Consider the following 22,364-nt stretch of genomic DNA (forward strand, 5'->3'; position numbering starts at 1 on the left):
TAGCTATTGGATTAAGTTTGGCGCACTAAACCTCTCCCTTTTAATGCTGGTGGGTCTTGCGCTGTCTGTACATCCCTTCCGAAGAAGTCAGAAGGGAAAGCAAAGGCATTGCTTTTAACCCAAACGTTGATAGGGAGAGGTTATGAAAGCAGTGCGAATCCGGTAGTACGGGATAATAGATGTCAAGTTGACCGACTTTGTCGGCAAACTTAACATCATTTGCTTTCTCAACCCATCGGCGATGAAGGTTGTTCACCGTCGGCTTCTACAACTCCTCGGCGGTTTAATAAGGTGTTGTAATTGGTTATGGTTTGGTTAAGCAAATTAATGGTGCTTGCCCAGGGTTCTGCGCCATCACTAATATCGAGATTGGAGTTTAACCTATTACGCAATTTATAATACACCTCATTGGCACTATTGCGTAACGCCCTCAGTTTTTCGGCGGGTGCGGTTGCCAATTCTTCATTGCGTTTAGCATAGGCATCAGAAAATTCGTTATTGGCCTGTTCCAGCTCTTTTTTCCAGTCCGTTAGGTTCAACTCGCTTACAGCAGTTTGCAATTCAGCCTTGGTATTCCAATCGTTAATAATATTGCGCAGGGTAGTGGTTTCGCTTAAGTAATTATCTTTAGCTATACCCGTTCCGAACAAGTTTAAATGCGCCGCCAATATTTTTGCTTGTTTGTTTATGTTGGCATCGGTACTGTAGGTATAACCTTGCACCAAAAAAGTAATGCCGTTTATGGCTTGATCTCTTCGGGCATCTATAGCTTCTATTTCTTTGGTAACTAAACTTGCTTGGCTTATTTTAAAAAGCTTCTCAATGTCATCGGTTGCTGTTCTTAATAAATCGTATTGTGCCCTCACATTAAGGTCATCCGGGTCGTTTTTTAACACAGTGTTTAGCGTATCGGTTAAAAACTGGATGTATTCGCCGTTTCTGAGCGGCTGTAGTACGATGCTGTCAATCATATTTGGTTTTTTAAAATTGTTAAAGATTAAAATCAAAATTTTACTATGCCACCTTGGCGCTAGGTATCGGGAAGCTTTCATACTAACTATGATACCTCCGCGCTAGGTAGCGGGAAGGTTTCCAAGTAACTTTGCTACCTCGTTGCTGGTGGCAGGAAGCTTTCAATATCAGTTTCATTGTTTGTCGCCCTTGGCGACAAGTTTTCGAGCTAGGTTTCAACCTAATTTAAGGCCCACAAAAATTGCTAAGGCGGAACTCTTATAATACCTTCCAAAATCATTACAATTTAGTTTTTAAGGGTTAAAAAAATACGTAGGATGTAAAAAATAGGGAAGATAAAAAAATTTGTTGGTAAAGGGTATCCAGATGGGATATGGAAATGTTTGTATCAAACTTAACTAAAAGATTCGGTGATACGTAATTGTTTGGGTTTTAGTTGTAGATAATTTCCAGTTGCGCATTTAAATTAAATAGATTTTTATTTTGTTTAAACCATTTTGCATACAAAGAAATTGAGATATTATATCATTGTAAATGCGGTAATTTTAGATAAGATTCTTGTGACTAGCCCTTGAACGGTTTCTTCAAAGTTGATGTGAATTGAAGATTGAACCCCAATAATATAACTATCATTCGCTATCCCTAGAATAAATCTATAAATGCTATGATGTTAAAACTATTAGTATATTTTTGTAGCGAAACGGAGATGTTATACGTTTATTTTACGTTAAGTACTTATAAAAAAAATAAAAAGCGTAAAAGGATAGAAAAGTGTTAGAGTTTGAAGGGAAGACAATCATTTTTGGGGCACCAACAACTTTTGGTTTCTCGTCGGTTATAAAGCCAGAGCTGGAGCGTGTAGGGTTAAAAGTATTTGATTTTTCGCCTGTTCTGGATAGTAAATTTAAATATAAAAATATTTGGCAGCGGATACATAATGTGTATCGAAAAGTATTCTTTAAAGATTACGCAAATAAAAAGAAATTACAAGCAAGTGAAATAGAGCATTTGCTGATGACTTCTTTAATGGAGGTTCCAAAAGCTGATTTTTCATTCTTTATAAGACCCGACCTGTTTCCTTCGCGGTTTATCGAAGAGGCATGTAAAAAATCAGGGTTATCCGTGGCGTACCAGTGGGATGGTTTGGATCGCTATCCGAAAATATACAACTATCTTAAGAATTTTGATCGTTTTTTTGTTTTTGATAAAGCAGATATTACAACAGCTACGCTGTCACTTACCAACTTTTTCATTCCTGATAGAAATTATTCCAACACCTTCCGTGGTGAAAAGGCTTATTTTTGTGGTAGCTATATAAACAAAAAGAGGTTTTCTGAAGTAGCAGCTATTGCATACGCACTGCAGCCGTTAAACATTCCACTAAACTTTTTATTGGTTTGCGATAATAAAAAGCTCCGAGAAGAAATAGAAGAAGAATCGTTCACTATTATAGCAGACTCAATAATACCCTATTCAAGTAATCTCGAAAATGTAAAAAATTGCACGATTTTAGTTGAGGTGCAAAATCCGGTGCACGAAGGGTTATCTTTTCGAGTTTTTGAGGCATTAAATTACAATAAAAAACTGATTACAACCAATGCCGCCATTAAAAGCTATGACTTTTATGATCCTGCTAATATATTTGTTTGGAATGGAGAAAACAGTGGCGATTTAGAAAGTTTCTTGAACACTCCGATGAAAGCCGTATCAGAAAAAGTTAAAAACAAATACGGCTTTGATAATTGGATTAAATATGTGCTGGATTATGGGAGGTATGACTCTATTGACTTACCCGAATCAAAATAAGATACAACCGTTGCATGCATCAGCTAATAGTCTGTTCAAACTTATAATCGTTCGAGAATAAATAAAGGCTATTAAGTACTCTTTAAAAAACTAATGTACTACAATAAAAATGTGGAAAGAGGATTATTCTTTTCTTTGGAGAATATGGACAACTGATTACCCTCTGTTACAAATTGTCAATTTTTCGCGGAAGCAAATCGATGCATAGTAGAACAAAATTATAACAACCTAACAATTTATCATTAATAAATACGGAAAAAGCGTTTCTCATTTGAGTAGGTTTGTTAGCAGGAGTTCGAATTTTGGTATTTGAACTGCTAAAGTGTATGGTTTAACTGCACTTTTTAACGATTTCCGATTAAATGCACCTCCTTTATGATAAAAAGCCATAGCTTCTTGTAGTTTAGTTACATCATAACCATCAATTACAGTTCCCATATCTTTTTTTATAATTTCATTAGCCATTCCTACATCAAAGGATACAATTGGCAACTCACAATAGGCAGCTTCCAAAATAACTAGAGAAAATGACTCTGCTTTTGATAACATTAAAAAGCCGTTACCCATTTTCATATAGCTATAATAATCCTCATCCTTAGCGCCACACAGTATCAGCTTATTGTTACTCCTCATGGCTATTTGATTCAAATAAAAATTAAGCCCATCATCAGTCTCCTTTCCCAACCACACAAAGCATACATTCTCGTTCTTAAAGATTTCGAGTAACTGAATCAAATATTCTATTCCCTTTATGTAGTGAACACTCCCCGAAATGATCCATACAAACCGATCACTTGGAATATTTAGTTCTTTCCGAAGCCTTGCTGGTAGTTGTAGATCAATTTTTATTTGATTTGTATCAATAAAACAATTTTGCAATAACAGTTTTTTACTGTCTTTAATTTTTTTCAGATTCTCGTAAACAATATTTGAACATGCAATTAGATAGTCTGAACAGGTAATAACCTCTTTTAAGTTTCTATTTCTAAGTAAGGTAAAACCAAATAAATTTTCATGTATATGAGTAACCACTTTCACCCCTATTGTTTTTGCCGGCATAAAAGGCTCACTCAAGGTACACGTATTTACATACCATAAATCTGCCTTAATGGTTCGTTGAATTCTTAAAAGCTGGAAAGAAGTGTGGTTTATCTTAAATATTTTTAAAATACGCCTCAACAATTTTATATGAAACCGCTTGTCCTCTTTATAATTTAAATACTTCGTTATATTCTTTGGAAGTTGATCAAAAAGCTCTCCCTGTCTGAATACATATACATAGGGCTCAAATTTCGTTCTGTCTATATTATTCAATAAATGCCACAAAATCATTTCAGAACCGGTTCTAGCTAGAGTCGGCGTTATAAATAGTATTTTTTTCATCGTATTGTTAGCGCAAAGGTGTTTGTAAGATTATTAATATATTTTTGTGGTCTATTTATGATAAACTTACATTTAAAACGTGAAAATAGTTAAAATTTTAGGCGGTTTAGGCAATCAAATGTTTCAATACGCATTTTATTTGGCTTTGCGGAAAAACTTTGGAACGGTTAAGATTAGTACAGCGAGCTTTGACGAGTATACCTTGCATAACGGTTTCGAGCTTGAACATATCTTCAACATTCAGGCTGATTATGCTTCCGGGGTGATGAGTAAAATATATGATCCCACCTTTAATAAGTGGAATATTAGGAAGCTAAGGCGTGTTTTTGGTTTGAAAAAGACTTACTATGAAGAAAAGAAGTTGTTTGATTTTGATAAACAAGCTTTAGAAGAAAATGTAAGCAATAGGCTGTATTGGGGATATTGGCAAAACGAACGTTATTTTATTGATATTGCAGACGAAATTACCAACGCCTTTAAGTTTAGACCGCCATTATCAGCAAAAAACAAGTTAGTAAACGAGGAGATTAAACACTCCAATAGCGTAGCTATACATGTTAGAAGAGGCGATTATTTAACAAACGAACTTTTGGGTGGATTATGTGGCTTGGATTATTACCAGCAGGCTATTTCCATACTTGAACAGCGTATTCCTAATGCAATATACTTTATTTTTTCGAATGACATTGACTGGTGTAAGGCACATTTAAACCTACCTAAAGCAAGCGCTATTAATTGGAACCATGGGTTACAAAGTTATGTAGATATGCAATTGATGAGCGCATGTAAACATCAAATCATTGCAAACAGTAGTTTTAGTTGGTGGGCAGCTTGGCTCAATAGTTATTCGGAAAAAATAGTTATAGCACCAAAAATCTGGGCAAATGGCATCGACAATAATGACCAGGTTTGTCCAAAAACATGGTTAAGGATATGATAAAAACTCCGTTAGTTACGGTTTTTATGGCCGCGTATAATGCTGAGCCATTTATTCGTCAATCAATCCTAAGCGTCATCAATCAAACATTTGGCGATTTTCAATTACTTATCGTGAATGATGGATCTACCGATAATACGGTAGGTGTAATTGAAAGTATAAAAGACCCTCGAATAAAGCTTGTGCATAATGATGGTAATCGAGGCGTATTTTATACGCGGAACCGACTGTTGAACTTGGCTATCGGAAAATACATTGCAATTTTAGATAGCGATGATGTAGCAAGCCCAGATAGACTGGAGCTCCAATTGGCTTTTATGGAGAGCCACCCTGATATCGCCCTATGTGGAGGGAATGCTGCGGTGATTAATGAAAGTGGTGAGCTTACAGGAGTTAATTATATCGAACCGTTCGACGAAACTATTGAAGTGTTTATGTTGTTTGGCAATCCCTACATTAACTCAACAGCGATATTTAAAAAGGATGTATTCCTTGCGTTGGGTGGTTACAAAGATTATGATCCAGCCGAAGATTTTGAGCTGTTTACCAGAATAGCGGAAAATTACCCAGTTGCCAACTTAAACCAAACCTTGGTAAATTACCGTATCCATTCAAATAATATATCTATAAAAGATAACAGCAGGCAGATAAAAAACGAAATTCGCGTCCTCCATAACCTGCGCAAGCAATTGGGCTTAACAAACGATGAACTTTGGTCCGCCATCCATCTATCGTTATACAAAAGGCAAACAAATCAATTTACTGTTAAAGAATATGCGACCTTTTTAAGTGAAGTCAAGTTAGCAAATCGACAGACAAAAAGATATAAGCAAAATATATTAGATGAATTTCTATTTAACAAATGGTATGAAATTTTAAGAGAAAGAAAGGCGAAGGCAGCACTCTTTCTGTTCTTTGATAACAGGTTGTTTAAGTGGAGGTTTTGTACTTTTAAGCAGGTAAGAAAGGTATTTAAGCAGTCGTTCTTTTCTTTGCGCAATAGATAGATATAATCTAGATTAGCGTCTTTTTTTTTCTTTCAGTATTCAAACATTTCTATTTACCTTAGAAAAGAACTGGCGGCTTTATGATTAAGAAAATAAAAAAATTGTTGAAGAATGATGCGAAAACGAAAAATTTTAAGCTTCAATTTAACCAGTTAATAACGTTAGAAAAGCAAACAGATAAACGCTTTGTTCTGGATAGTAAGGATTTATATCCTTGCTTAAGTGATGCGACTACATACACTGGATTTGATAGGCATTACGTTTACCATCCGGCTTGGGCTGCAAGAATAATTAAAGCCAATAACCCCAAAAAGCATATTGACATTTCGTCGACCCTTCATTTTTGCTCGATACTATCTGCTTTCATCCCCGTAGAATTTTATGACTATAGGCCTGCAAAACTTTATCTAACAGGATTAAAGGCGCTCGGTGGCGATTTGTTAAATTTACCTTTCGCAGACCGCAGTGTTTACTCATTATCCTGTATGCATACCGTTGAACATATCGGCTTGGGGCGTTATGGTGACCCCTTAGATTATGACGGAGATAAAAAAGCTATTGACGAACTTAAAAGAGTATTAGCGCCCGGCGGAAATCTCCTCTTTGTAGTACCTCTGGCAAATACCACAAGATACATTTTAACGCTCACCGTGTATATACTAAAGAAAGCATTTTTGAGCTGTTTTCGGATTTGCAGCTTAAAGAATTTGCACTAATACCAGAAGATGGTGAAGATGGTGGGTTAATTGTTAATCCTGATGAGGCGATATTGGAAAGACAACATTATGGATGTGGTTGTTTCTGGTTTCAGATAAGCTAGCGGTTACTATAATGCATTACCAGCCCTAACGACAAGGGCTAGCCATCTTACACTATTTTATTCAAGTTTTACTTGCTTAGATAGCGGCTATCACAACCGTTAAAAATATTTAAACTTGGAATACGGTCTAATAAAAAACAAATACTGTTTCCATGCTTGCGGCCCCTATTATGCAAAGCAGTTACGGGCATTTGGATTGAGAGATAGAAAAATACGAAACTTCCGGATTAACAAAACATGTTGAAAGGTAGAAAGAGTTTGAATAACAGAATAGAAAAGGTATTATGGATTTCATTTGGAATTAGTATCCTAAAAACTAATCTAACATAAAATTGTAAGTAGTGGGGAGCGCGGCAGATATCGCGACAGCAGCTGAGGTACCGCTAAGTTAAGGGTATAAAAGAAAGAGCAAAAAATGGCCGATTTTTATCGGCCATTGATCGTATTAGTGAGTATTACCACACCAAACAGGGCATTTTTTAATTTGGTGGTTTTTTATGTGATCTGTGTATAACACAACAATAATAAAAAGACCTAATTAATTGAATATGCATAAAAGGCAATTCCCGTTCTTAACCATCCTGAATAACCCCTTACCGCATTTATATCAGAAGAATACAAATTGCATTGGTTTCTTTCGTTATAAAACTCATATATAGGAACTGTGCCAACAACATTACTTTGTGAATATGCATAGAAAGCTACAATTGGTGAGCTCCAGCCTGGCCAGTTAGGCTGAATTAAATTTGGATTAGATGAATAAATCATTCTAGTTTGCTGATGATGTCTATATTGATAAATAGGAATCGATCCATTTTTAGCCGAACTAAACCCATAAAAAGCAGGCCTTTGATAAGCCCAGCCTGACCAAGACGGGTCTATTGCATTATCACTTAAGCTATATAGATAATCTTGGTTTGTATGATGGTAATATTGATGAATCGGAACTTCACCCAGCTCTTTTATTTGCCTGTCTGCAATATATTTTTCAACGGCATCTTTAACCTGCTGTTTTTTACCTGGATCACTTATAAAATCATAAATAGGAACTGACCTGTTAATATTTGTCAACGTTGCGTTGTTGACATTAATACTTTGCTGCCAACTAACAAGATTTATTGAAACACTTGTGTTTCCATCTTTATCTCCTGTAAAACTTGTTCCTGAATTTGTGCCACCAAAGAAAGTTCCCTTGAACAATTTTTCCGTTGTCTCATTTGAAATTGTTGTTTTTTCTTCTTTGCTTAGATCAGCGCTCAAATCAACACTGAATATTTTCTCAATTCCGATTGAGAAGCCTGCTTTTATCGCATCTTTTTTCGCCTGAAGGGTAGTTTCTTTAACCACTGAGCCTTTATAGTCGTATCTTAAACGCCCTCCGATGTCAATCCCTAATAAAACATGAGTTCCGTATCGTTCAACTAATGCTTCTGCACTATAATTAGATAAATTGGCGATAAATAATGGCGTTAAATAGTTTTTCAATAAATCAACAGTAACATCGCCGGTAAAATTTATAGTTTTTATCCTAAACCAAGATTCATAAGTTGCATATGAGTGCCTACTATTGTAAGTGTAAGTATTCTGATCATCGTTGGTCAATGAAAAATTAGATGTACCGTAGAGCTTGCCCCCTTTATCATCCCCCGCAGTTTGTTTAAGTCCAAAATTTCTTTTAATGTTTACGTCTTTTACGTAATCGTAAGCAGTGGCGCCTAAATAAACATTATGATCACCTTTTGTATCAGTTGGCGTAACAATTCTGCCAGGGTAATCCTTGTTGAAATTATCGATATCGATAATCGACACATCAGAAGCGCTATTTCTATCAAATAGCTCACCAGTTATATCATAACCATGGCCTAATAAATCCCACTTTCCATCGCCAGCAATAGCTAAACCGTTATGCTTACCACTCAACCCCTTCTTCTCAATCGTTTCACCCTTTTTACAATTGCTTAATAATGCCGTAAAGGCACATATCAAGCAGATCAATTTAATTTTGTAATTCTTTTTCATTGTTTAATTTTTCACAAACAGACAACAAAAAAATTACGAACATGTAAACCTATGGCTATCATAATAAACAAATAAGTTTTACTAAGCCGTATAATGAACAATATCGAAATTAGTAAAGAAGATTCTTGCTGTGCTTATGGCTTTAGCCTCACCCTAGTTTCAAAAGCACCCGAGTGCATGTTGATTATTGCTTGGGGCGTTCGATTAGGTTGCAAAATGATAGGTTTGAAATAATAATAGAAATGTCTACTGCCTTCATGCATACGGACCATATTATGCGAAACAATACGGCCACTTAGATCGAGAAATAGAAAAGTGTAAAGGCTCCAGAATGACTGAACATGTTTACGGATTTAAAATTTTGAAGGCTGACATGTCACAGTTTCCAATTTCCATAAAAAAGGCCCACAAGTTGATGCCTTTTTAATCAAAATCCACAAACTGAATCAATTATTCAATTCATATTAACAGCGTTTGGGAAGTTGATGATTTAGCCTTTTAGGGGACGAGCTTGCTGTCATATTTTTAGTGATAAAAAACGAAAAAGAGCCGCAATTGCTATTGAGGCTCTTTTTACACTTTTAAAGTTCTTGAAGTAGTTCAAATTTCCATTTTTGCTCATTTCCACCATACCAAGACCACTGGCAGGCATTTGTTCCATTTTTATATAATGAAGCAGAATTGTTGTAATTAGGAATGGTTAAAACTTGTTTACTTTTTTCATTGATTATTTTATAGGTATTATCTCCTATTTTTTCAAGATTCCATTTTTGTTCGCTTCCATCGTACCATGGCCACTGGCACGCATTGGTGCCATTTTTATATGATGAACCTGAATAATTGGGGATAGTTAACACCTGATTGCTTTTTAGGTTTGTCATTTTGTAAGTACCATCTCCTATTTTTTGGACAGACCATTTTTGCTCGCTCCCATCATACCAAGGCCACTGGCAAGCATCTGTTCCGTTTTTATAAGATGATCCTTTGTAATTAGGGATGGTTAAGGCTTGACTGCTAGTTATTTAGTTATTTTATAGATACCATATTTAAGCCCGTCAGCTACAAGCTTAGCCTGCCCATCACTAATATATTTTTCAGCCACATTTTTAATTTGTTCCTTTTTTACTGGATCGGAGATTAGCTCCCATATAGGCATTAAGCCATCGGGAGCAATATCAATTAGCACTGAATTTTCTAGCGTGCAGCTACTTTGCCATGCTGAGATATTAACTGTTGGCGTTGGATTTGGATTCGAAGCGTTGCCTATAGCAATATCGCCAATCAAGCTTTTAGTTGGATCGCCTCCTATAGTTGCATAATGTAAAGTTTGGTTAAAATTTTCTTCAACATCATGAGTGTCATAAGTGTATCCTACATTCAGATTAAAGATCTTTTTTACATTAAGGTCTATACCTGCCGAACTTGCTTTGGTTTTATCGGATTTAGTAGTTTGTGATTGATAAGTAACATCTAATTTACCACCCAATATAATCTCGGCTAAAACATGTGTACCATATCTGTTAACGATAGCTTCAGGTGTCTGAGTATTAACATAAGATATAAATTCTGGATCTAGATAGGATTGTAGTACATCATTCACTGTGTTTAATTTGAGTCTTTTTTGCTGTACTTTTAAATAGTAGTTACTATAAATATATTTAGCTGAAAAAACATCATTGTTACTATAGTTTGCAGTGATGGTTGCTTTGAACAGCGATGCTCCCAGAAACTGATAGCCAAATGTAGTGCTTAGACGGGCCGTTATCTTTTTTAAATAGGATACGGCATCACTGCCGGCAGTTAAGTAACCTTTGGTTTCAGTTGATAGATCATATACCACTCTTGTGGGATAATCTGTTTGTAACCGATCGACATCGATGACAGGCCTTGTAGCTGCACTTGCATTCCCAAATTCTCCAAGCACATTATAGCCATAACCTAATAAATCATTTTTCCCATCTCTGCCATAGCCTGCAACTGCATTATGCTTACCACTCAACCCCTTCTCTTCAATCGTTTCACCCTTTTTACAATTGCTTAATAATGCCGTAAAGGCACATAACAAGCAGATCAATTTAATTTTGTAATTCTTTTTCATTGTTTAATTTTTCACAAACAGACAACAAAAAAATTACGAACATGTAAACCTATGGCTATCATAATAAACAAATAAGTTTTACTAAGCCGTATAATGAATAATATCGAAATTAGTAAAGAAGATTCTTGCTGTGCTTATGGCTTGAGCCTCAGCCTATTCTCAAAAGCGCCCCACTGAATGTTAGCTTTTGCTGAGAGGGTGCGAGCAGATTGCAAAATGATAGGTTTGCTTGGGACAGAAGTTTTCTTAGTTGAAGGTTTTCCATTATTTACTATCGCAGCGATTGCAGTTTTTAACCCAGGTTCATTAACATCCCCAAATGGGGCATCATTGGCTAAACTAACCGGTATATCAACCTCCATTCCATTAAAATATTCAGACCAACCTTGTGCATTTTTTAGGAAGAAACTACTTAAATAAACAGCATATTGATCGATATTTATCGCAAAGAAGCCAACAGGCTTTCCATATGTGCTTTCCCCAACCAGTTTAACATTTATATAAGGTTTAAGGCAACTGATAAGCAGTTCGCTTGCCGATGCTGTACGACCAGATACAATGATGTAAACAGCCTCAACGGTTTCGAGCGTGCCTTTTTTATCAAATCGATAGGTATTGCCCGCCTCCGTATAATCTACATCGGCCATGGTTGCATTCCGGCCTTTATAAATCACAGGCTTTCCATATTCATCTAAGTAAGGTTGGTGCTTTAAAATGGAGGCTTTCCCCGTTTGCAGGGTCGAATTAAATTGCTCCGAATACATTACCTTTCCATTTAGCGTGCTAGGTGCAATTAAATTAACTACGTATTCGGCAGTTTCTACATATCCGCCCCTATTGTTGCGTAAGTCTATAATCAAGTATTTCGGCTTTTCTATAGAGAATCTAGCAAAAATATCATCAAGTTTAGCTTTACTATCAATCAATTTAGGAAACCCAGTCAAAGCCACATAAGCGATTTTTTTTCCGCCAGATTCAATAACACTGTTGCTGGATATTAGTTCGCCAGTTGCTGGGCCAGCCTGAGAAGTGCCGGCGCTTATGCTACCAGCTTGCAAATAAGAGTATTTGGGGGAACCATTAATCGATTTTTCGTAGGGCACTCCTGTCGACAGATTTATTTTTAATTGTGAAATGTCAAAAAGCTCCTTTTTAAATGCGATAATCTCTGGCGCTATGTGAACGTACTTTTCTCTAGGCAAAAAGCTTTTATATGCTGGTAGTACTTCATTCCATAAATAAATCTGTTTCGCATAGAGAAATATCGAATCGATGGTAAGCTCAGTTCTCGTTCCTGTGGTTGGAGAAACAGTCTCTTCGACATTAGCACCTATATTATTCTCTTTCTTACAGCTTAAAACGCATGGAGACCAGAGTAAAATAGACACCAAGATAGGCAAACTGTAATTAGAGGTATTTAACATATAATAGACTTGGCGAATAAATACAAATCAGTGTGAAAGCTGTTATGTTTGAACGGTTTTTACCAAAGAGACAAATTAAAAATATTAAATTTGATAATCCCTAATTATCATTATTTACTGATTTATCATATATATATGTAATAAATCAAATTTATTTTAACCGCTCGAAAATGTTAGATATAGGGATTACTTTAAGAAAATACAGGAACAAGTACGGATACACACAACAATTTGTCGCCGATTGCATTGGCATTAGTCGTGTTAGTTATCGAAAATGGGAAGATAACGATGTAGAATTCACGGTTAAGCAACTCCAAAAGATTGCTGAGTTTTACAACATCGTTATTGATCAGATCATTAAGGAAAGCTTAATAAACGATCCTTAGAAATGTTACGATGTCAAAAGATCTTTGAAAAGACCCAGATTTTCCAAGATTCTTTTCAAAAGCCATGCGCTTTTTATGGTCATAAATTACTTGCGGCATTTCAAGTTCCAATTCAATATCATTCATCTTATTTTCTTATCTTCGGCGCAACATATAAGCTTAAGAACAGAATGAAAATAGCCGTTATTGGAACCGGATATGTAGGTTTGGTTACAGGAACCTGCTTAGCAGAGACAGGAAACGACGTGATATGTGTTGATATTAATGAAACCAAGGTTAAGAAGATGCAGAACGGCGAAGTGCCGATCTACGAACCTGGCCTCGACCAGCTTTTCCACAGAAACATAGCGCAGGGCAGGCTAACCTTTACCACAAACCTTGCTGATGCCGTTAAAGAAGCCCAAATTATTTTTATGGCCCTGCCAACACCTCCCGGCGGCGATGGCGCCGCAGATCTTTCCTACATTTTGGGTGCCGCAAAAGATATTTCGAAGTTAATTACCGAATATAAGATCATTGTTAACAAATCTACCGTTCCGGTTGGAACCGCTGACAAGGTGAAAGCAGTTTTTACTGAAAATACAAATATCGAGGTAGATGTAGTTTCCAACCCCGAATTTTTACGCGAGGGTGTTGCGGTTGATGATTTTATGAAACCCGATCGGGTGGTTTTGGGTACACGAAGCGAGAAAGCCAAAAAACTAATGGCCGAGCTTTACGGCCCCTACGTTCGTCAGGGCAACCCAATTCTTTTTATGGATGAGCGTTCCTCTGAGCTTACCAAGTATGCCGCAAACTCCTTTTTGGCAACGAAAATTACTTTTATGAACGAGGTAGCCAACCTTTGCGAACTGGTTGGAGCAGATGTTGATGCCGTAAGGAAAGGCATTGGATCAGATGAGCGCATCGGAAAAAGGTTCCTTTTTCCCGGCGTTGGTTACGGAGGTTCGTGCTTTCCGAAAGACGTTCAGGCACTCGTTAAATCATCCGATGATTATCAATACGACTTTCAGATTCTTAAATCGGTGATGGAGGTTAACGAAAAACAAAAGACGATTTTGGTGGATAAGGTGCTGAAATACTACAAAGGAGAAGTTAAAGGTAAGCACTTTGCGCTTTGGGGATTGGCATTTAAGCCCGAAACCGACGATATCCGCGAGGCACCTGCGCTGTATATTATTGATGCCCTTGTAAAACAAGGTGCAACAATCACCGTTTTTGACCCAGAGGCGATGGAAAACGTAAAGAGCGTTATTGGCAATCAGGTTAGTTATGCAAGTAACCAGTACGAAGCACTCGAAAATGCAGACGCACTTTTGATCGCTACCGAATGGTCAGTATTTCGTAACCCCGATTTCGAAAAGATAGATGGAATATTGAAGAACAAGGTAGTATTCGACGGCCGTAATTTATACGACCTGCAAAAGATGATCGATCTGGGTTATTACTACAATAGTATTGGCAGGAAATTAATTGGTTAAAATGGAGCGGAAAAGGATTTTAATAACAGGAGCGGCAGGCTTTTTAGGTTCGCATTTATGCGATCGCTTTATTAAGGAAGATTATTATGTAATTGGAATGGATAATCTCATTACAGGCGATCTGGCCAACATTGAACACCTTTTCAAGCTGGAGAACTTCGAGTTTTATAACCATGATGTTTCCAAATTCGTTCACATTCCCGGCAAATTGGATTATATTTTGCATTTTGCCTCGCCCGCCAGCCCCATTGATTACCTTAAAATTCCCATCCAAACCTTAAAGGTAGGTTCTTTGGGTACCCATAATCTGTTGGGCCTGGCCAGGAACAAAAAGGCACGGATGCTTATTGCTTCAACATCTGAGGTTTATGGCGACCCGAATGTAAACCCACAACCAGAGGAATATTGGGGAAATGTGAATCCTGTCGGGCCTCGTGGCGTGTACGATGAGGCCAAGCGCTTTCAGGAGGCGATTACGATGGCTTACCACACTTTTCATGGTGTGGAAACAAGGATCGTTAGAATCTTTAATACCTATGGACCGAGGATGCGTCTGAACGACGGTCGCGTTTTGCCAGCGTTTATCGGGCAGGCCTTGCGTGGCGAGGATTTGACTGTTTTTGGCGACGGTAGCCAGACACGATCGTTCTGCTATGTTGACGACTTGATCGAAGGAATTTACCGCTTGTTGATGAGCGATTATGCACAGCCCGTAAACATCGGCAACCCCGATGAGATTACCATACAACAGTTTTGCGAAGAGATTATCAAGCTTACCGGAACCTCACAAAAAATCGTTTACAAAGATCTTCCACAGGATGATCCCAAACAACGCCGCCCAGACATTACCAAGGCAAAATCGATGTTGGGGTGGGAGCCAAAGGTTGGCCGTGCTGAGGGATTAAAAATTACCTACGAATATTTTAAATCGTTGCCTACCGAGGCGCTGAAAAAAATTGAACATAAGGATTTCACCACATTTAACCGTTAAAAATGTCAAAGATATTAGTTACCGGAGGAACCGGGTATATAGGTTCTCATACCGTTGTCGAGTTGCACAATGCAGGATATGAAGTTGTTATTGTAGATAACCTTTCTAACTCGAACATTAAAATTTTAACCCAGCTTCACGCCATTACCGGAAAATGGTTCGATTTCAATGAGATCGATCTTCAGGATGATCAGGCCGTTCAGGAGTTTGCCGAAAACAATACGGATGTTACCGGGATCATTCATTTTGCCGCATCCAAAGCAGTTGGAGAGTCTGTAGAAAAACCATTAAAATACTACAAGAACAATTTTTACGGATTGATTAACCTGCTAACCGCATTTAACAGAAAGATTGATTTCGTGTTTTCATCATCGTGTACGGTTTATGGCCAGCCCGATAGCTTACCTGTAACCGAAGCGGCGCCGGTAAAAAAGGCAGAATCTCCGTATGGTAATACCAAGCAAATTGCCGAAGAAATTTTAGCGGAAACTGCTGCGGTAACGCCCGACTTACACGTAATTGCCCTGCGTTATTTCAATCCGGTTGGTGCACACAAAACCGCCCTGATTGGCGAGTTACCAAATGGTGTGCCGGCCAACCTGGTGCCATTTATCACCCAATCTGCCATTGGCAAACGAGGCCCGATAACTGTTTATGGCAACGATTATGATACGCCAGATGGGTCGGCCATTCGCGATTATATTCATGTTGTAGATTTAGCCAGGGCACACGTAGCGGCAATAAAAAGATTGGAAGAAAGCAAGGCCAGTTCAAATTACGAAGTGTTTAACATCGGCACAGGTAAAGGTTCGTCGGTTTTGGAGATTATTGCTGCGTTTGAAAAAGTAAACGGCGAAAAACTGAATTACAATATCGGCCCGAGAAGGGCTGGCGATATCGTTCAGATTTATGGGGATGTACAGAAATCTAACCAGGAGTTGGGATGGAAGGCTGAACTTGATCTAGACGAAATGATGCGCTCGGCCTGGGAATGGGAAAAATACATTAAAGCGAATCCTTTTTAGATGAAGCTGTCGGAGCACAAGGATTTAAAAGCCGCCATTATAGCACTGCCTGTTAAGGAAAAGGACAGGCTGTTGCTTCGTTTGGTGGCAAAAGACAAAGTGCTTACCGAGCACCTGCACTACAAAATATTGGAAAGTGAAGGCGACCTGGAGGATAGAAAGGAAACCATCAAATCGAATGTAACAGCAATAATTCCCGAACTTAAGGCATTAAATGCCAAAGAGGCGCTGGCGAGGGTTAGAAAGCTAATTGCGTCTGTAAATCATTTTTATAAGGTTACTAAAGATCCGATAGGAGAGGTTGAACTGAAGCTATTCATTCTTCAACAAGTTCCTTTAACCTATAAAAGATCTATTTTTGGCTATCGCGATTACAGTTTTTTGTTTGCTTCCTTTTACATTAAAACTGTCGAAACAACCATCAATAAGCTGAAAAAACTACACGAAGATTTACAGTTTGATTTAGCAGATTCGCTAAACGATTTACTGAAAAAGATTTACTCATCTAACTTAAAAGCGGCCGCCGAAGCCAGCAGCTTACCAAAGCCAACATCTTAACGATGCAAAAAGAGCGTGATCACTGTTTAAAGCGACATAGAATTGATGCGGTTTGCGCTAAATTCTTCTAGTCGGAACCAGAACAAATTATAGAAAAAACGCTAAATTGCGCCAGCCAACCCCATTTCGATTTGAAGGTTGTTGAAATAAAATGGTCAGTGTAATAGGCTCATCGGTTTGAATAGAGATGAAATGGAAGCTTTCAACCTCTCGCAGGAAATTTAATACGCTCAAACTCAAGATATCTCATGTTCGGATTTTTTAAAAGGAAAAAAGTAATTCCCGAATTCAACTTCTCCACTATTGGAACAGATATGCATTCGCATATCATTCCGGGAATCGACGATGGCGCTCAAACCCTTACCGATGCATTAATACTTGCCAGAAAGTTTAAATCCCTCGGCTTCCAAAAACTCATCGCAACCCCGCATGTAATGGCCGATTATTTTCGCAATACTCCCGATACGATAAATCGAGGGTTGGAAGTTTTGCGGAAGGGAATCCAAGAAATACACCTCGATTTAGAGGTAGATGCAGCTGCGGAATATTATTTAGATGAAACGCTGGAAAAAAAGATTAAAGAGAAAGATGTACTTACCTTTGGAAGTAATTATCTGCTGTTCGAACTTTCATACCTAACCGCACCGCAAAATCTTGTCGATCTGATCAGTCTCATGCAAGATGCAGGATTTAAGCCCGTGCTTGCCCACCCCGAGCGGTACCCGTATTTTTATAACTCGTTTGAGAGTTACCTTCAAATTAAAGAAACCGGCTGTTTATTGCAAATGAACTCGATTGCTTTAACGGGTTATTATGGCTCGGGTGCAAAAAAGGTTGCCGAAGAAATGGTGGAAAAAGATCTGGTCGATTTTATTGGCAGCGATATGCATCACCCAAAGCACGCAGCCGCCCTTGAAAATAGTTTAAGCACACCGTTAATGCAGAAGTTGCTTAGTAATGGTGAGCTTAATAATGTTTTGTTGTAAGTAACGAAAGATGTATTTCTTTGGTTGTAACTACCTTAACTTTACTGTCATGCTGAGGTACGAAGCATCGCCAACCGATTAGCATGGGACCTGCATACCTCACCAGCATTCATTATTGAGTTTGTGCTTTTTTTGAGCTAGCATTTCATCGTGTAGAGATTCTTTCACTGCGTTCAGAATGACAAGTAGGGAGGCCTTTGATTAATAAAAACCCTTACTCGTACCTTAATGCTTCAACAGGATCTAATTTCGAAGCCTTTTTTGCCGGATAATAGCCAGAAAGAATACCCACCAGTACACATAAAACAAAACCACCGATTATAAACAGCCACGGAATTAGGAAAGATCCACCCATGGCCAACGATATGATGTTACCCAGTACAATCCCCAAAAATATTCCTAAAACACCTCCCATTAAACAAATTACTACGGCCTCAATTAAAAACTGGCGACGAATAACCTTTGGATTAGCGCCAATGGCTTTTCTGATCCCGATTTCGCGGGTTCGCTCTGTTACCGAAACCAGCATGATATTCATCAAACCGATAGAGGCACCGATTAAGGTAATTATACCGATGGCGACACCCCCAACCGCTACAAAGGCCAGGTTTTCGAATAAGGTTTGTGCAACAGCGTCGCTCTTGGTAATTTCGAAATTATTAGGTTCGCTAACCTTTACCTTGCGGATATTTCTGAAAAGTGCAGTGGCTTCGCCGATAACATTCTCTTGATCATTATTATCGCCAACCATAACCGTAATGGTGTAAGATGGATTGGCATTGGCATTAATCTGCTTGGCCTTCAATAAGGGAACATATACCGCTCTATCGCCACTAAAGCCCATGCTCGAGCCCTTTTTCTCCAAAATACCAACGATTTTAAAACGGTTGTTTCCTACGTTGATGAGCTTATCCATCGGATCTGCATTTTTGAAAAGTCGCTCAACAACCTCGCCACCTACAATACAAACATTACTGCCCATGGCCACTTCGGAAGCACCGAAGTTTCTGCCTTGCGAGAGGTTAAGCCCCTGCGAAGCCAGTCCGTTTTCGTCTATGCCCTGAACGTTAATATTGGGGTTGGTTTTTAAACTGCCGTATTTTACCGTTGACCCACCACTGGCAAAAACGCTTACAGCGACGGTTGCAGGAGCATTAAGGCTATCTTTGAATTTAATCGCATCCTCGTAACGGATTGATTTGAAAGGCTTCGGGCGCTTTCCGTTACCAATTCTGATGCCCGAACCCCGATTCCGAATGTTAAATGAATTGGCACCCATGCTGCTAAAAGCATCTGTCATGCTCTTTTTAACTGCATCAAGTGTTGTCAAAATACCGACTAAGGCCATTAAACCGATTGCGATAATCAAGGCAGTAAGCATGGTACGCAAGCGATTACCTTTGATAGATTCCAGCGCCAGTCTAATATTTTCTCTGTAGTTCATTTACTTTAGTATCAAGATTTTTGTATCAAGTATCAAGCATGGACGTTAAACCTTCAAGTTTCGTTTTTAATCCCTCTCGCAGACTGGTCTTAGTCTTTCAGCTTTAATCTTTCCGCTTTCACCTTTTGGCTTTCACCTTTTGGCTTTCGCCTTTAAGCTTTAGTCTTTTAGCTTTCACCTTTCACCGCTTAAAACAAAAAAGTCCCGACGTTTAGACATCAGGACTATACTTTATGTTACAATAAATATCGTTTTATGCTGAGAAACTCGTTCCGCAACCGCAAGTGCTGGTTGCATTCGGGTTTATAAAAGTAAAACCACGCGAGTTTAAGCCATCTTGCCAATCGATCATCATGCCCATCAGGTACATTTGATGCGCCTTGTTCATGAAAACCTTAATGCCTTCGATAAAAAACTCCTGATCGCCCTCTTTTTTCTGATCAAATCCTAAAACGTAGTTCATGCCTGCGCAACCGCCGCCTTCAACGCCTACACGTAAACCGTAGTCGTCGCCAATTTCTTGCTGGTCTTTTAATTTATAAAGCTCTTTAGCTGCTCCCTCTGAAAAAGTAACCGGTGCAAATGATGTATCAACTGTTGTACTCATGTTATTTCAAATTTATCTGTTACAAATATAAATAATAATGCACATTTTTGCTTTTAGCGGAGCAATATATTACCGTAGAAAAACAAAACATGGATATTCAACAAATTTCGATAGATGTAATTATTTTATTCGCAGGAATATTTCTCGCCTTTATGGCAATTTATTATATTGTTAAGGGTGATATTCAGCATTTTTTCGATTTGAAGGCTGTTGAGCTTAATAAAGAAAGCCGATCGCACGTTTTGCCGCTGCGTCTTCAGGCACACGAACGGCTCGTCATTTTCGTCGACCGCATTAACCCGGCCAATTTATTGGTACGATTGCACCAGCAGGGAATAAGTATCGGCGCCTTGCAAGGGGGAATTTTGACCGAGATCCGCTCCGAATATCAACACAACATTACGCAGCAACTTTATATCGACAGCGTAACGTGGAATGTGGTGCGTAAACTAAAAGACGATACCATTGCCATGATTACCAATGCTGTTAAGGGTTTACCTGAAGATGCAAATGGAATAGAATTGAGCAAGGCCATTCTTCAGCACATGGCGAGTATAGAGGAAAATCCTTACGATTTAACGGTTGAGTTGATAAAGAAAGATATTCAAAGGTTGTTTTAACGCAATTGCAATGACCAATTACCAATTAACAATTATCAATTTGCAATTACCGATTAGCAATGACCAATTAACAATTTGCAATTTGCAATTACCAATGAACCAATGAGCTAATGAACCACTGACCAATGAACCATTGAACCAAAAATATGAGCGCAAAAAAGCATACCACCACCTCAGGCATCGAAATTAAGGAAATTTATACTTCGGCAAATGCGATGAATGAAAGGGCTGGCGAATATCCGTTTACCAGAGGCATAAAAAAGGATATGTATCGCGGCAGGCTTTGGACGATGAGGCAATATGCTGGTTTTTCAACAGCCGAGGAATCGAACAAGCGCTATCATTATTTATTGGCTCAGGGAACAACGGGATTGTCTGTCGCCTTTGATTTGCCAACCCAGATTGGTTACGACTCTGATCATGAAATGGCCGACGGCGAAGTAGGCAAAGTAGGTGTGGCCATCGATTCGTTAAAGGATATTGAGATTCTATTTGATGGCATCGAACTCAAAAACATTACCACTTCGATGACGATTAACGCAACTGCCGCTATATTACTGGCCATGTACATTGCGCTGGCCAAAAAGCAAGGTGCAGATTTGAAGCAGATTTCGGGAACAATACAGAACGATATATTAAAAGAATACGCCGCAAGAGGAACATATATTTATCCGCCGAAGCCCTCGATGCGATTGATTACCGATATTTTTGAGTTTTGCAGTCGCGAAGTACCAAAATGGAACACCATTTCCATTTCCGGCTACCACATTCGCGAGGCTGGTTCAACCGCGGTACAGGAGCTGGCCTTTACTTTGGCAAACGGTAAAACCTATTTAAAGGCGGCAATTGAAAATGGATTGGCTATTAATGTGTTTGCCCGGCGACTTTCGTTCTTCTTTAATTGTCATAACAACTTTTTCGAAGAAATTGCCAAGTTCAGGGCCGCCAGGCGGATGTGGGCAAAAATTACGAAGGATTTGGGTGCAACCGACGAAAAGGCGCAAATGCTTCGTTTCCATACGCAAACGGGCGGCTCGACACTAACAGCGCAGCAACCGCTTAACAATGTAATACGGGTGACCAACCAGGCTATGGCTGCGGTTTTGGGTGGAACGCAGTCGCTGCATACTAACGGCTACGACGAGGCGCTATCGTTACCAACAGAAGCAGCCGCAAAAATCGCCCTGCGTACCCAACAAATTATTGCTTTTGAAAGTGGCGTAACGGATACAGTTGACCCGCTTGCAGGCTCATTTTTTGTAGAAAGCCTTACCGATGAGATAGAGACTGCTGCATGGGCCTATATCGATAAGATTGATGCAATGGGTGGTTCTGTAAATGCCATCGAAAGCGAGTATATGCAAAATGAAATTGCTGCCGCATCTTATCAATACCAAAGGGAGATAGAAACCGGCGAGCGAGTTTCTGTTGGGGTGAACAAATTTATACAAGAAGAAGAGGGTTTGACGGATATCTTACGAATCGACGATGCTATCCGTAAGCTGCAAACGGAAAAGTTAAGGCTGTTAAAAGCGGAACGGAACAATGTTGATGTTTCAACTGCCTTGCAAGCTTTGGAAAATGCGGCGAAAGACGGTTCGAACATGATGCCATACATTATTGACGCCGTTGAAAAATATGCAACGCTCGGCGAAATAGCCGATGTAATGCGTAAGGTGTTTGGCGAATATTAAGTCTTGGTTATTTAACTAAAAAACATTGCGTGGTCGGTACTTGTGAGCGAGACCTATTCGCCCGAAAAAGCGATGGAGCGGATTGGCAACTAAATCAGCCACGCTT

20 protein-coding genes are annotated in these 22,364 nt (G+C 38.7%); 12 read left to right on the plus strand and 8 right to left on the minus strand.

Translation table 11 applies throughout. The features are described 5' to 3' along the window. Positions 1-227 precede the first annotated feature (227 nt). On the minus strand, positions 228-971 hold the full coding sequence (locus tag IZT61_RS17425; protein WP_196098307.1) for a DUF6261 family protein: 744 nt from the start codon (positions 969-971) through the stop codon (positions 228-230). Positions 972-1,743: 772 nt separating this feature from the next. On the opposite strand from IZT61_RS17425, the gene IZT61_RS17430 reads away from it, so the two are divergent. Next, on the plus strand, positions 1,744-2,778 hold the full coding sequence (locus IZT61_RS17430) for a hypothetical protein (protein ID WP_196098308.1): 1,035 nt from the start codon (positions 1,744-1,746) through the stop codon (positions 2,776-2,778). 267 nt (positions 2,779-3,045) lie between these two features. On the opposite strand, the gene IZT61_RS17435 is transcribed toward IZT61_RS17430, so the two are convergent. Further along, positions 3,046-4,161, minus strand: coding sequence for a glycosyltransferase family 4 protein (locus tag IZT61_RS17435; protein WP_196098309.1), 1,116 nt, complete (start codon positions 4,159-4,161; stop codon positions 3,046-3,048). Between the two features lie 79 nt (positions 4,162-4,240). Here IZT61_RS17435 and IZT61_RS17440 point away from each other — a divergent pair, with 79 nt between their 5' ends. The 3 genes from IZT61_RS17440 (at position 4,241) to IZT61_RS17450 (ending at position 6,821) form a co-directional block, all read left to right on the plus strand. Next, positions 4,241-5,098 (plus strand): alpha-1,2-fucosyltransferase, encoded by an 858-nt coding sequence (locus tag IZT61_RS17440; protein ID WP_196098310.1) that lies wholly within the window; start codon positions 4,241-4,243, stop codon positions 5,096-5,098. Beyond that, positions 5,095-6,105 (plus strand): glycosyltransferase family 2 protein, encoded by a 1,011-nt coding sequence (locus tag IZT61_RS17445; RefSeq protein WP_196098311.1) that lies wholly within the window; start codon positions 5,095-5,097, stop codon positions 6,103-6,105. The genes IZT61_RS17440 and IZT61_RS17445 overlap by 4 nt, the downstream gene beginning before the upstream one ends. 80 nt (positions 6,106-6,185) lie before the next feature. Then, positions 6,186-6,821 (plus strand): DUF268 domain-containing protein, encoded by a 636-nt coding sequence (locus IZT61_RS17450; protein ID WP_230383749.1) that lies wholly within the window; start codon positions 6,186-6,188, stop codon positions 6,819-6,821. A 638-nt stretch (positions 6,822-7,459) separates the two neighbouring features. Here IZT61_RS17450 and IZT61_RS17455 read toward each other — a convergent pair. The 4 genes from IZT61_RS17455 to IZT61_RS17470 all read right to left on the minus strand — a co-directional run bounded on the left by IZT61_RS17455 (position 7,460) and on the right by IZT61_RS17470 (position 12,466). Continuing rightward, positions 7,460-8,944, minus strand: a complete 1,485-nt coding sequence (locus IZT61_RS17455) for an MAC/perforin domain-containing protein (protein WP_196098312.1) — start codon at positions 8,942-8,944, stop codon at positions 7,460-7,462. A 581-nt stretch (positions 8,945-9,525) separates the two neighbouring features. Next, positions 9,526-9,966 carry an RICIN domain-containing protein gene (locus IZT61_RS17460; RefSeq protein ID WP_196101351.1) on the minus strand — a complete coding sequence of 147 codons (441 nt, stop codon included), beginning with the start codon at positions 9,964-9,966 and terminating at the stop codon, positions 9,526-9,528. Continuing rightward, on the minus strand, positions 9,963-11,042 hold the full coding sequence (locus IZT61_RS17465; protein WP_196098313.1) for an MAC/perforin domain-containing protein: 1,080 nt from the start codon (positions 11,040-11,042) through the stop codon (positions 9,963-9,965). Before IZT61_RS17465 ends, IZT61_RS17460 begins: the two co-directional genes overlap by 4 nt. Before the next feature lie 134 nt (positions 11,043-11,176). Next, positions 11,177-12,466, minus strand: coding sequence for a S41 family peptidase (locus IZT61_RS17470; protein WP_196098314.1), 1,290 nt, complete (start codon positions 12,464-12,466; stop codon positions 11,177-11,179). A 170-nt stretch (positions 12,467-12,636) separates the two neighbouring features. Between IZT61_RS17470 and IZT61_RS17475 the strand changes: the two genes are divergently transcribed. From IZT61_RS17475 to IZT61_RS17500, 6 genes are all read left to right on the plus strand, one after another. Beyond that, positions 12,637-12,852 (plus strand): helix-turn-helix transcriptional regulator, encoded by a 216-nt coding sequence (locus IZT61_RS17475; protein WP_196098315.1) that lies wholly within the window; start codon positions 12,637-12,639, stop codon positions 12,850-12,852. Between the two features lie 170 nt (positions 12,853-13,022). Beyond that, the gene (locus IZT61_RS17480) at positions 13,023-14,333 is read left to right on the plus strand and encodes a UDP-glucose dehydrogenase family protein (protein ID WP_196098316.1); all 1,311 of its coding nucleotides are present in this window, start codon (positions 13,023-13,025) and stop codon (positions 14,331-14,333) included. A 1-nt stretch (position 14,334) separates the two neighbouring features. Continuing rightward, positions 14,335-15,324: a UDP-glucuronic acid decarboxylase family protein gene (locus tag IZT61_RS17485; RefSeq protein ID WP_196098317.1), complete on the plus strand. Its 990-nt coding sequence runs from the start codon at positions 14,335-14,337 to the stop codon at positions 15,322-15,324. Positions 15,325-15,326: 2 nt separating this feature from the next. Further along, positions 15,327-16,349, plus strand: a complete 1,023-nt coding sequence (gene galE / locus IZT61_RS17490) for a UDP-glucose 4-epimerase GalE (RefSeq protein WP_196098318.1) — start codon at positions 15,327-15,329, stop codon at positions 16,347-16,349. Then, a complete protein-coding gene (locus IZT61_RS17495) occupies positions 16,350-16,907 on the plus strand; it encodes a hypothetical protein (RefSeq protein WP_196098319.1) in 558 nt (185 codons plus the stop codon). It begins immediately after the preceding gene. A 248-nt stretch (positions 16,908-17,155) separates the two neighbouring features. Continuing rightward, positions 17,156-17,893 carry a tyrosine-protein phosphatase gene (locus tag IZT61_RS17500; RefSeq protein ID WP_196098320.1) on the plus strand — a complete coding sequence of 246 codons (738 nt, stop codon included), beginning with the start codon at positions 17,156-17,158 and terminating at the stop codon, positions 17,891-17,893. Between the two features lie 214 nt (positions 17,894-18,107). Here the strand turns inward: IZT61_RS17500 and IZT61_RS17505 are convergent, their stop codons facing one another. Both IZT61_RS17505 and IZT61_RS17510 read right to left on the minus strand, forming a co-directional pair. Further along, on the minus strand, positions 18,108-19,337 hold the full coding sequence (locus tag IZT61_RS17505) for an ABC transporter permease (RefSeq protein ID WP_196098321.1): 1,230 nt from the start codon (positions 19,335-19,337) through the stop codon (positions 18,108-18,110). Between the two features lie 253 nt (positions 19,338-19,590). Then, positions 19,591-19,944 (minus strand): HesB/IscA family protein, encoded by a 354-nt coding sequence (locus IZT61_RS17510; RefSeq protein ID WP_196098322.1) that lies wholly within the window; start codon positions 19,942-19,944, stop codon positions 19,591-19,593. A gap of 89 nt (positions 19,945-20,033) precedes the next feature. Between IZT61_RS17510 and IZT61_RS17515 the strand changes: the two genes are divergently transcribed. Beyond that, entirely contained in the window at positions 20,034-20,564 is a 531-nt protein-coding gene (locus IZT61_RS17515; protein WP_196098323.1) for a DUF7935 family protein, read from the plus strand. 146 nt (positions 20,565-20,710) lie between these two features. After that, on the plus strand, positions 20,711-22,258 hold the full coding sequence (locus IZT61_RS17520) for an acyl-CoA mutase large subunit family protein (protein WP_196098324.1): 1,548 nt from the start codon (positions 20,711-20,713) through the stop codon (positions 22,256-22,258). Positions 22,259-22,364: the final 106 nt, after the last annotated feature.

It is taken from the genome of Pedobacter endophyticus (assembly GCF_015679185.1).
In the GTDB taxonomy this organism is placed as follows: Bacteria; Bacteroidota; Bacteroidia; order Sphingobacteriales; family Sphingobacteriaceae; genus Pedobacter; species Pedobacter endophyticus.